The sequence below is a fragment of the Pseudomonas sp. EGD-AK9 genome, assembly GCF_000465935.2.
Lineage (GTDB): Bacteria > Pseudomonadota > Gammaproteobacteria > Pseudomonadales > Pseudomonadaceae > Aquipseudomonas.
Map to the genome: position 1 here is coordinate 22809 of NZ_AVOF01000041.1, position 10111 is coordinate 32919.

The window sequence follows — 10111 nt, forward strand, 5'->3', positions numbered from 1 at the left end:
AGGAGCACCACCATGGAACTCACCACCTTCACCACCCCGCAGATCTACGGCATCTTCGCCGCCCTCAGCTGCGCCGCTGTCGCCGGCATCATCTTCTACTGCATCGGCCTGCGCACCGGCAAAGCCGCTGGCTACGAGCAAGGCCGAGAGACCGCCGCCAAGCACTGCAAATCCATCGTGCACCCGCTCCGCGAGGCGCTGGCCGAGCATCGCGACCTGCTCGCCGCCCGCTCCCGCGAGGCAATGACCCTGCGCGCCAACATCAAGGCCGAGGCCGAGGATCACGGCAAGGTCGAGCGCGGCCTGCTCAACCGCCTGGCCGCTGCAGCGCCACTCAGCGACGAAGACCACGCCGTCCTGCTCGCCGTCGCCAACAAGCTGGAGCTAGCCGGCGACACCTTTGCCGGCCTCAACGCGCACGATCACGCCCGCTTCAGCCGCCACCTGCAGGCCCAAGTGCTGGACATGGCCGAGCGCATCAGGAAGGCCCAGGCCAACACCCAGCCCCACCCCGACAGCGAGCTGATCGACTGGCTGGACGAGAACGCCACCCTGCATTTCGACCTCGAAACCGCCGAGCTGCGCTTCCAGGCATTCGCAGAGGATCACCCGATCATCGACGACCTGCGCACCCTGCTGCGCAAGGCCAAAGCCGACAGCGACGAACTCGACCGCAACCACGGCGAACTCCTGCAGGCCGCCGTCGCACAGGAGGCCGCAGCATGAGCTGGATCATCACCCGCAGCGCCAAGCGCTTCGACCTGCTCGAACCGGCCGCCCACATGGTCGACCCGACCGACATCGCCCACGCGCTCAGCATGCAGTGCCGCTTCAACGGCCACGTGAAGTCCTTCTACAGCGTCGCCCAGCACTGCCTCGTCGTCGCCGAGCTGGTGCCGGTGCAGTACCAGCTGGAAGCCCTGCTGCACGACGCCACCGAGGCTTATGTGGGCGATCTGGTCAGCCCGCTGAAGCAGGCCCTGCCCGAATACCGCCAGATCGAAATGCGCGTCTGGCACGCCATCTGCCACCGCTTCGACATCGAGCCGGTGCTGCCGCCCTGCGTCCACGACGCCGACCTGATCGCCCTGGCCACCGAAAAGCGCGACCTGATGCCGGCGCACGCCGACGCCTGGCCGTGCCTGATCGGCACCCACCCCGCGCAGTTCCGCATCAAGCCCATGACCCAGGCCGAGGCGGCACAGGCCTACTTCAACCGCCTGATGGAACTGCTGGCCACCACCCACCGCGCGAGGGCTGCAGCATGAGCAACCAACCATTGCCGGCGCCATGGCTGCCCATGGAATCAGCGCCAAAGGACGGCCGACTTGTCCGCCTACTGGTGAGCTTCGAAGAGAACGCTATTGATGATGGCGACGAACCCTTCGCCACCATCGGCCAGAACAACTTCCAGAACGACCAGGTGGATCGCTGGCAGTTCGTAGGCTGGAACTGGACACACGACGAGTTCACCGATGGACAGGGCACGCCCCTGGGCTGGCTGCCGATGCTGGATGAACAGAGCGCCGCCGCGCGTGATGTCCTCGCTGAACGCCAGCGGCAGATCACCGCCGAGGGCTGGACGCCTGAGCATGATGACGAGCACTGCTGCGACGAAATTGCCGCCCTTGCCTGCTACTACGCGATGCCGCCGGCCGCTCGGCAGTGGTCTGCCGAGTCAACCGGATACGGCGACACGCTGGAAGAGGCGATCCTTCCCGAAGGGTGGACGGTAAAGCACTGGGATGGCAGCGAAAATGGCCGGCGCCGTGAGCTGGTCAAGGCCGGCGCCCTGATCCTGGCCGAGATCGAGCGCATCGACCGCCAACACCCCGGCTCGCCCGTTGGGCTCATGAGCCAGGCGCAGAAAGGGGGCGACCAATGACCCAAGCCCCAGCCGCCACCGCAGCCACTGCCGTGCGACAGCACGGCGGCGGCCGTCACCCGCTGAACCTGCTGTGCACGGCGCCGGCCGGCCGCCTGCAGGTCTCGCGCGGGGGCGTTATAAACCGCCGCGCCGAAGGCGCGACATCATCCCATCCCCTGCCCGCCAGCTGCGCAGCAGCTGCACACCCCACGACAGGCGTGCGCCGCGCCCGCGAGTTGAGCCCATCGCTCCGCTCTCAAGACCGCCCGCACGCGCAGCTTGTTGAGGGGTATGGGCACATAACTCCGTCAAGAATCAGCCCTAAGCGATTCCCACTTCCTAGCCATTTCACTTTCGATGGCAAGAAACGCACTAGCAGTGAAAGCCGCACGTTTCCTGAATTTTCGCAGATCGAATGCTGGAGTAGCGGCCGCCCGCATGTCGGAAACACCTGCTTCAATGCTGGACATAAGCTTCAGCAGTGCATGAACCAGATGGGGGTCAGGCAAGCGCAGGAAATCGACCCCTCGGAGGTAGCCCAGCTCTCTCTCAAGGTATCCAAGCCAGTACTCAACAGGCTCGATGGCCGGCATTCGCTCGTCCATCTCATCTACGAGGCGGGAAAGAGTCTGCCCGGCAACCGTAACTCGATCAGCCACAAGCCAGACCAGGCCATGCACTACATCGTCCTGCTTGAGCTTGTCACGCTGCAGATCAGTTCGCTGACGATTTGCGACCCAGACCGCGGCACCGATACCCAAGACGGACCCTATCGCCTGCACCCAAGCCGGAACATGCTCGCCATCCCATGGCACCACCAACACCAGCACTACGGCAGGCACAACGAAGCAAGGGCTGAAGAGGAATCGCGCAATACCAGCGACCGTGAACCGTATGTGAAACTCCTTGTTGAGCATGCAAGCCTCCAGGCACCAGTTATCGACGGGAGATTGCCGGCACCCTGCCACCATGTCCAGCGGGGTGCAGCATGACCGACCCCATCAACCAACTGCCCGAGGATCAGGACGGCCTGCTCGCTGCCCTGCAGGATCTGGTCGCCCAGCTAAAGCGGCCGCAGGTGCCGGCAGAGGACGAACTGTGGACAGCCGAAGACATCGCCGACTATCTCAAGCTGGCCACCGACACCACAGAGCGCCGCGTCGTCACCCGGCCAGACTTCCCTTCGCCGCTGCAGCCATGCGACACCGGCCCGCGCGCGGCTAAACGGTGGTTCGCCGTAGACGTGCGCAGCTGGGCCAGAAAGAACGCCTCGAAACTCCCTACCGGCAGGTCCGGCCGCAAAGCCGCCTGATCAATCCAAGCGCCCGGCCACCTCGGTGGCCGTGGCGTTGTAGTACACCATCAACGAACGCGGATCACGGTGCCCGGTCATCCGGGCCAGATCCAGCACATCGAGTTTCCTGGCCAACCTGGTGGTGGCCTCATGCCGGGTATCGTGGAAGCGCAGGTCAGCGATCTCCAACCGATCCCGCACACGCCTGAATAGCACGTCGGCATTGGCCGAGTTGACCGTGAACAGATTGTCCCGCCCCTTCGCCGCATCGAGCAGTACCTGCAGCAGCTCCACCGCACGCTTGGATAGCGGCACGTTGCGCGCATCACCGTTCTTGGTCTTGGCCAGGCGCACATAGCGATCAGCAAGCCGGGTAGCTGGCTTGGTCAGACTCAGGATCTCACCCTGGCGCATCGCCGTTTCGAGCGCGATCAGGAAGGTGTAGGCGACCTCCTGCATCTTGGTGACAGGCGGCTCGCCCTCGACATAGCCCAGGCCATTGAGCAACGCTTTCTCTTCATCAGCACTGATGCGCCGGTCGCGAGGTCGATTGTTGATGGGGCGCTTCACCTCTCGCACAGGGTTGTTGCTGCACCACTTCCACTCGGTGCGCGCCTGCTCGAACACGCTAGACAGCAGCGTCATCTCGCGTCGGACGCTCGGGCCTTCCACCAGCTTCAGCCGGGAGTCGCGCCACTCGGCGATCTGGTCAGCCGTCACATCCCCCAGGCGCGCGCCGACGAACTCCAGCTCCTTGAGCAGCTTGTCGAGGCGCACTTCCTCCCAGCGCTGGCCAGCCTTGGTCGGCGTCACCTCGGCCTTGTACCGCCCGATGGCATCTGCCAGAGTGGAATTGCTGGCGGCTGCATGGCCAGGTACAGCGGCCAGAATCTCCGCCTCGCGCTGGGTCGCCCAGGCCACCGCCTGAGCCTTGGTCGGGAAGGTCTGAGACTCCCGCACACCCCGCTTAACGATCTCAGCCCGCCAGCCCCCGCTACGCTTCCGATACGACGCCACGCCCGCCCCCTGTTTGGCGTAATTTTGGCGTAAACACTAACACGGAACTGCCGAAAACCGCCCCGAACTGCGGGCGCGACAAACGGCGAAAGCCCTCTAATACGGGGCTTGTACGGAACTGGCAGAAACTGGCGCCAACTGCCACCGCAGTTAGAGGCCCCCCCGGGGCACCAGCTTAGAGCCCGCAAGACCTTGGTCTTGCGGGCTTTTTCATGCCCGCGCCAGGGACTTCGCGCCGTGCCGCACAAGTGCTGCAACTGCACTTTCCCTGCCCCTCGGCGAGCCCCGTAAAACCTGGCCAACAGCCGCGCCGGCGGGGGTTGGCAATTGCGCAAAAGTTAGCGTAGAGTGATTGCACTGTTTGCATGGGTCGCTGTGAATCGTGACCTGGTGCAGTAGATCATCAAGATCCGCTACATCCCGCTCGACTTCTATTACTCCTTGCAACCAGTCTCAGCCCTCTATAGTTAGAGGCTGTCATCAACTCTAGTTTCAAGGAAAAAGACATGTCGAATCGTCAGAACGGTACCGTCAAGTGGTTTAACGACGAGAAAGGTTTTGGTTTTATCACTCCCGAGAGCGGTCCGGATCTGTTCGTGCACTTCCGCGCGATCGAAGGCAATGGTTTCAAGAGCCTGAAAGAAGGTCAGAAAGTCAGCTTCGTCGCTGTGCAAGGTCAAAAAGGCATGCAGGCCGACCAGGTTCAGATCCTGGGCTGATCGCCGCTGCTTTGAAGAACCCCTGATGCTGCATCGGGGGTTTTTTTATGCCTGTGGAAAAGTCGCGGTTAGAATGGCGCGCCCTATCGTCACAGCGAGCCCATCATGCCGAGACACCAGCTGCGCCCGCAGGGGGACTTCCCCACTGCCGGCTTGATCCGTCGCCTGGCGGCGATCTGCTACGACTTCCTGCTCTGCGTCGCGCTGATCATGGTGGTCACCCTGATCTATCAGCAGGGGATCCTGCGCCTGATCCACGGCAGCGAGGCCCTGCTGGCCATGGCCGAAGCCGGCGCCCTGGACAACGACCCGATCCTGGCCAGCCTGGTGCTGCTCAGCCTGTTCGCCTTCTTCGCCAAGTTCTGGACCCACAACGGCCAGACCCTGGGCATGCAGGCCTGGGGCCTGCGCATCCAGAACGCCGACGGCAGCGCCATCGACCTGTGGCAGGCGCTGCTGCGCTTCGTGGTCGCCATCGGCTCCTGGCTGTTCGCCGGCCTCGGTTTTCTCTGGATGCTGTGGGACAAACAGGGCCGCACCTGGCACGACATTTACTCCGACAGCCACGTGGTACAACTGCCGAAGAATATCCACAAGAAGTAGCGCGACGCAGGCAGAAAAAAGCCGGCTCTGATAGCCGGCTTTTTCATGCACACGCGAAGCTCAGCCCGCACGCCTCAGCAGCCACACCCCGGCCAGCGCGCAGATCCCCGCCGGCACCAGCACCGCCAGCAGCGGCGAGAAGCCGAACACCAGACTGGACGGCCCGAGCAGGTCCTGGGCGATGCGGAACACGAAGCCCACCAGCACGCCGGTGAACACCCGCTGCCCCAGGGTCACCGAGCGCAGCGGGCCGAAGATGAAGGAAATCGCCATCAACACCAGCGCGCCGGTCACCAGCGGCTGCAGCACCTTGCTCCAGAACGCCAGCCAGTAGCGGGCGTTGTTCAGGCCCTGCTCGCCCAGGTAGTGGATGTACTGCCACAGGCCGCTGACCGACAGCGACTCGGGCTCCATCACCACGGTGCTGAGCAGTTGCGGGCTCAATTCGATGTCCCAGCGCTCCTCGGGACTCTTGACCACCTCGGTGGCGCCTTCGCGGAAGTGGGTGGTCTGCACGTTGCGCAACACCCAGTGATCGCCGCGGTGCTCGGCGCGCCGGGCGAAGCTGGCGGACTGCATGCGCCGTTCGTCGTCGAAGCGGTAGCGGGTCACCCCGAGCAGCAGGCCATTGGGTTGCACGGCGTTGATATGCACGTACTCCTGCCCCTGGCGGTGCCACATACCGCGCTTGGAGCTCTGCGCGGCGCCGCCGCCCTGGGCCAGGGCGCGGTCGGCCTGGGCCTGGTTCTCGGTCAGCGGTGCGACGTACTCGCCGACCAGAATGCCGGCCAGCATCAGCACCAGCATGGGCTTCATCACGGCCCAGACGATGCGGCCGATGGACACCCCGGCGGCGCGCATGATGGTCAGTTCGCTGTTGCTGGCCAGGCTGCCGAGGCCGATCAGGCAGCCGATCAGCGCCGCCATCGGCAGCATCTCGTAGGCACGCCGCGGCGCGGTCAGCAGCACGTACCAGAGCGCCTGGCCGACGCCGTAGTCGCCCTTGTTGAGGTCGCCCAGCTCGTCGATGAAGGCGAACAGCAGGGCCAGGCCGAGGATGATGCCCAGCACCGCGAGAATGGCCAGGAACACCTGGGTGCCGATGTACCTATCCAGCTTAGCCATGGGCCACCTCCACTGCCGCAGCGCGGCGGCCGGCCCACCACAGGCTCAATTGTTCCCAGTACAGCAGCAGCACGCCGATCGCCAGGAAGATGCCATGCACCCACCACAGCCCCAGCCCGGGCGGCAGCTTGCCCTTGTCCAGCGCGCCGCGGGCGGCGATCAGCAGACCCAGATAGGCCATATACAGGAAGATTGCCGGCAACAGTTTGAGGAAGCGCCCCTGGCGCGGGTTGACCTTCGACAGCGGTACCGCCAGCAGGGTGACCACGAACACCAGCAGCGGAATCGACAGGCGCCACTGCAGTTCGGCCTGCAGGCGCGGATCATCGCTGCCCAGCAGCTCGCGGGTCGGCATCGCCTCGCGCTCGCTGGCCTCGATGGCCACCTCCGGCTTGGGCAGCAGCACGCCGTAGGTGTCGTACTGGATGGCGCGGTAATCGGCTTCGCCCGGCTCGCCGTCGTAGCGGTAGCCGTTCTCCAGGATCAGGTAGCGACTGCCGTCGGCCTGGATTTCCTGGCGCCCGCTCTCGGCCACCAGCACGGTGATGCCGCGTTCGGATCGACCGTCGGCGGAGAAGCGCTTCTCCGACATGAACACCCCGCGCAACTCGCTGCGGTCGGCCGACAGCTCCTGCGAATAGGTCACCCGCGAGCCGTCCTTCATCGACTGGAAGCGCCCCGGCACCAGGGTGTCCAGCTCGGTCAGGGCATCCTGTTCGTTGAGAATGCGCGACACCTCGGCCACCCCCTGCGGCGCCAGGCCCATGCTCAACCAGCCGGCCAGCAGGGCGACGATCAGCGCCGGCGCCATGCTGTAGGCGGTCAGCCGCTGCTGGCTGACGCCGGTGGCCGAGAGCACGGTCATTTCGCTGTCGAGATAGAGGCGGCCATAGGCCAGGAGGAAACCGAGGAACAGGCCCAACGGCAGGATCAGCTGGAGGAAGCCGGGAATCCGGTACCCCATGATCAGAAACAGCACGCCGGGGTCCAGCGCCCCCTGCGCGGCCTGCGCCAGGTACTTGATGAAACGGCCGCTCATGATGATCACCAGCAGCACGGCGCTCACCGCACTGAGGGTTACCAGCACTTCGCGGGACAGATAACGGAAGACGATCAAACCGGACGCTCCAGGGTTGTCAGGCTCGGGCGCGAACGCTCACACTAGCCGCACCTTTGCCGGCCCGCCTTGCGGCGGGCCCTCGAAAAAATAGCGGGCATTATCCGCCAAACCCGACTCTTTGTCTTGGGGACAGCTCATATGGAATTCCTCGTCAAAAGCACCCGTCCGGAAACCCTGAAGACCGCCACCCTGGTGCTGGCCATCGGCGAAGGCCGCAAGCTGGGCGAAGCCGCCAAGGCCGTCGACGCGGCCAGCGGCGGTGCCCTCTCCGCCGTGCTCAAGCGTGGCGACATCGCCGGCAAGCCGGGCCAGACCCTGCTGCTGCACAGCCTGCCGGGGCTCAAGGCCGAGCGCGTGCTGCTGGTGGGCAGCGGCAAGGGCGATCTATCCGACCGTCAGTTGCGCAAATTGGTTGCAAGCCTGCAGGGCGTGCTCAAGGGCCTCGGCGGCAGCGACGCCGTGCTGGCCCTCGGCGAGCTCAAGGTCAAGGGCCGCGACGCCTACGGCAAGGCGCGCCTGATCGTGGAAACCCTGGCCGACGGCGACTACCTGTTCGAGCAGTTCAAGAGCCAGAAGGCCGATGCCCGCGCGCTGAAGAAGATCACCCTGATCGCCGACAAGGCCGAACTGGCCGCGGTCGAGCGCGGCACGCAGCACGCCCGCGCCATCGCCAGCGGCATGGCCCTGACCAAGAACCTCGGCAACCTGCCGCCGAACCTCTGCCACCCCAGCTACCTGGCCGAAGAGGCCAAGGCCCTGGGCAAGGCGCACAAGAACCTCAAGGTGGACATCCTCGACGAGAAGAAGCTCAAGGAGCTCGGCGCCGGCGCCTTCCTCGCCGTGGCCCAGGGCAGCGAGCAGCCGCCGCGGATGATCGTCATGCACTACCAGGGCGGCAAGAAGGACGACAAACCCTTCGCCCTGGTCGGCAAGGGCATCACCTTCGACACCGGCGGCATCAGCATCAAGCCGGCGGCCGGCATGGACGAGATGAAGTACGACATGTGCGGCGCCGCCAGCGTGTTCGGCACCCTCAAGGCGGTGCTCGAGCTGCAACTGCCGATCAACCTGGTGTGCCTGCTGGCCTGCGCCGAGAACATGCCCAGCGGCCGCGCCACTCGCCCCGGCGATATCGTCACCAGCATGAGCGGGCAGACCGTGGAGATCCTCAACACCGACGCCGAAGGCCGCCTGGTGCTGTGCGACACCCTGACCTACGCCGAACGCTTCAAGCCGCAGGCGGTGATCGACATCGCCACCCTCACCGGCGCCTGCATCGTCGCCCTGGGCAGCAACGTCTCCGGCCTGATGGGCAACAACGAGGCGCTGATCAAGCAGATCCTCAAGGCCGGCGAGCAGGCCGACGACCGCGCCTGGCAGCTGCCGCTGTACGACGAATACCAGGAGCAGCTGGACAGCCCCTTCGCCGACATCGCCAATATCGGCGGGCCCAAGGCCGGCACCATCACCGCCGGCTGCTTCCTCTCGCGCTTCGCCAAGAACTATCACTGGGCGCACCTGGATATCGCCGGCACCGCCTGGATCAGCGGTGGCAAGGACAAGGGCGCCACCGGCCGTCCGGTGCCACTGCTGACCCAGTACCTGCTGGATCGCGCGTAGGCTGGCGCTGAGCGCAGCGAAGCCCGACGAGGAGCGCGCAGCGCTCCGCCCGGCGGCCTGAAGCCAAGGCCGCCGAGCACATTGGCGACTCAAGCCCCCCAGCCACCCATAGCGTTCACCGAGCCCCCTCATGCGTATCGAGTTCTACGTCCTCTCCTCCAGCGACGCCGAAGGCCGCCTGCGTGCCGCCTGCCAACTGGCGCTGAAGGCCTGGAGCGCCGGCCTGCCGGTGTTCGTCCGCGGCGGCGACGCGGCGCAGTGCGAGGCGCTGGACCAGTTGCTGTGGGCATTCAAGGCCGAGCGCTTCGTGCCCCACGACCTGCACCACGACGCCCCGCAGTCGCCGGTGACCCTGGGCCTGGACGAGGCGCCGGGCTTCGAGCAGGGCGTGCTGATCAACCTCGGCAGCAGCCTGTCGCCGCATGTCGAACGCTTCGCGCGGATCATCGAGATCGTCAACCAACAGCCGGATCTACTCGACGCCTGTCGCGAGAATTTCCGTACCTATCGCCAGCGCGGGTATGATCCCAAGCGCGTAGAACTGTAAAGCGCGTCGCCCCATGGACAAGCCCCCGCACAAGCCGACCCAACTGCTCAACGACCTCGAGTCGATCCGCGAACTGCTGGGCGACGAAAGCCTCGAGCCGCCGCTGCTGATCGATTCGCTCGACCCGGACAGCATCCCGGTGCTCTCCGATATCGTCAGCGCGCCGCCCGGCCCGCCGCCACCCTTCAATATCGCCCCG

At 65.4% G+C, this 10111-nt stretch carries 12 protein-coding genes and 1 pseudogene; 9 read left to right on the top strand and 4 right to left on the bottom strand.

Annotated elements, in window-relative coordinates; genetic code table 11:
• Window positions 1-12: 12 nt before the first annotated feature.
• The 3 genes from N878_RS02230 to N878_RS29335 are packed head-to-tail and all read left to right on the top strand — an operon-like array spanning window position 13 to window position 1885.
• A complete protein-coding gene (locus tag N878_RS02230; protein WP_021442056.1) occupies window positions 13-726 on the top strand; it encodes a hypothetical protein in 714 nt (237 codons plus the stop codon).
• Window positions 723-1268, top strand: coding sequence for a hypothetical protein (locus tag N878_RS02235; protein ID WP_021442057.1), 546 nt, complete (start codon window positions 723-725; stop codon window positions 1266-1268). Before N878_RS02230 ends, N878_RS02235 begins: the two co-directional genes overlap by 4 nt.
• Window positions 1265-1885, top strand: a complete 621-nt coding sequence (locus N878_RS29335) for a hypothetical protein (RefSeq protein ID WP_218186837.1) — start codon at window positions 1265-1267, stop codon at window positions 1883-1885. The genes N878_RS02235 and N878_RS29335 overlap by 4 nt, the downstream gene beginning before the upstream one ends.
• A 290-nt stretch (window positions 1886-2175) precedes the next feature.
• Here N878_RS29335 and N878_RS02245 read toward each other — a convergent pair whose 3' ends face one another.
• Entirely contained in the window at window positions 2176-2784 is a 609-nt protein-coding gene (locus N878_RS02245) for a hypothetical protein (protein ID WP_021442059.1), read from the bottom strand.
• Window positions 2785-2855: 71 nt separating this feature from the next.
• Between N878_RS02245 and N878_RS02250 the strand changes: the two genes are divergently transcribed.
• Window positions 2856-3179 carry a hypothetical protein gene (locus N878_RS02250; RefSeq protein WP_021442060.1) on the top strand — a complete coding sequence of 108 codons (324 nt, stop codon included), beginning with the start codon at window positions 2856-2858 and terminating at the stop codon, window positions 3177-3179.
• Here the strand turns inward: N878_RS02250 and N878_RS02255 are convergent, their stop codons facing one another.
• Window positions 3180-4082, bottom strand: a complete 903-nt coding sequence (locus tag N878_RS02255; protein WP_256217930.1) for a site-specific integrase — start codon at window positions 4080-4082, stop codon at window positions 3180-3182.
• A gap of 602 nt (window positions 4083-4684) precedes the next feature.
• Here N878_RS02255 and N878_RS02260 point away from each other — a divergent pair.
• On the top strand, window positions 4685-4897 hold the full coding sequence (locus N878_RS02260) for a cold-shock protein (RefSeq protein WP_003298189.1): 213 nt from the start codon (window positions 4685-4687) through the stop codon (window positions 4895-4897).
• Window positions 4898-5002: 105 nt separating this feature from the next.
• Window positions 5003-5500: an RDD family protein gene (locus N878_RS02265; protein ID WP_021442062.1), complete on the top strand. Its 498-nt coding sequence runs from the start codon at window positions 5003-5005 to the stop codon at window positions 5498-5500.
• A gap of 60 nt (window positions 5501-5560) precedes the next feature.
• Here the strand turns inward: N878_RS02265 and lptG are convergent, their stop codons facing one another.
• Both lptG and lptF read right to left on the bottom strand, forming a co-directional pair.
• A complete protein-coding gene (gene lptG, locus N878_RS02270; RefSeq protein ID WP_021442063.1) occupies window positions 5561-6625 on the bottom strand; it encodes an LPS export ABC transporter permease LptG in 1065 nt (354 codons plus the stop codon).
• Complete coding sequence (gene lptF / locus N878_RS02275) at window positions 6618-7742, bottom strand: LPS export ABC transporter permease LptF (RefSeq protein WP_021442064.1); 1125 nt, start codon at window positions 7740-7742, stop codon at window positions 6618-6620. The genes lptG and lptF overlap by 8 nt, the downstream gene beginning before the upstream one ends.
• A gap of 141 nt (window positions 7743-7883) precedes the next feature.
• On the opposite strand from lptF, the gene N878_RS02280 reads away from it, so the two are divergent.
• From N878_RS02280 to N878_RS02290, 3 genes and pseudogenes are all read left to right on the top strand, one after another.
• On the top strand, window positions 7884-9365 hold the full coding sequence (locus N878_RS02280) for a leucyl aminopeptidase (protein ID WP_021442065.1): 1482 nt from the start codon (window positions 7884-7886) through the stop codon (window positions 9363-9365).
• 130 nt (window positions 9366-9495) lie between these two features.
• Window positions 9496-9912: a DNA polymerase III subunit chi gene (locus N878_RS02285; protein ID WP_021442066.1), complete on the top strand. Its 417-nt coding sequence runs from the start codon at window positions 9496-9498 to the stop codon at window positions 9910-9912.
• Between the two features lie 13 nt (window positions 9913-9925).
• Window positions 9926-10111, top strand: a pseudogene (locus N878_RS02290) (DNA polymerase III subunit chi); the annotation flags it as partial.

Bases quoted from the DNA above. Each gene is read 5' to 3' on its own strand.
- N878_RS02230 (WP_021442056.1), top strand. From the start codon at position 13: ATGGAACTCACCACCTTCACCACCCCGCAGATCTACGGCATCTTCGCC.
- N878_RS02235 (WP_021442057.1), top strand. From the start codon at position 723: ATGAGCTGGATCATCACCCGCAGCGCCAAGCGCTTCGACCTGCTCGAA.
- N878_RS29335 (WP_218186837.1), top strand. From the start codon at position 1,265: ATGAGCAACCAACCATTGCCGGCGCCATGGCTGCCCATGGAATCAGCG.
- N878_RS02245 (WP_021442059.1), bottom strand. From the start codon at position 2,784: ATGCTCAACAAGGAGTTTCACATACGGTTCACGGTCGCTGGTATTGCG.
- N878_RS02250 (WP_021442060.1), top strand. From the start codon at position 2,856: ATGACCGACCCCATCAACCAACTGCCCGAGGATCAGGACGGCCTGCTC.
- N878_RS02260 (WP_003298189.1), top strand. From the start codon at position 4,685: ATGTCGAATCGTCAGAACGGTACCGTCAAGTGGTTTAACGACGAGAAA.
- N878_RS02265 (WP_021442062.1), top strand. From the start codon at position 5,003: ATGCCGAGACACCAGCTGCGCCCGCAGGGGGACTTCCCCACTGCCGGC.
- lptG (WP_021442063.1), bottom strand. From the start codon at position 6,625: ATGGCTAAGCTGGATAGGTACATCGGCACCCAGGTGTTCCTGGCCATT.
- N878_RS02280 (WP_021442065.1), top strand. From the start codon at position 7,884: ATGGAATTCCTCGTCAAAAGCACCCGTCCGGAAACCCTGAAGACCGCC.
- N878_RS02285 (WP_021442066.1), top strand. From the start codon at position 9,496: ATGCGTATCGAGTTCTACGTCCTCTCCTCCAGCGACGCCGAAGGCCGC.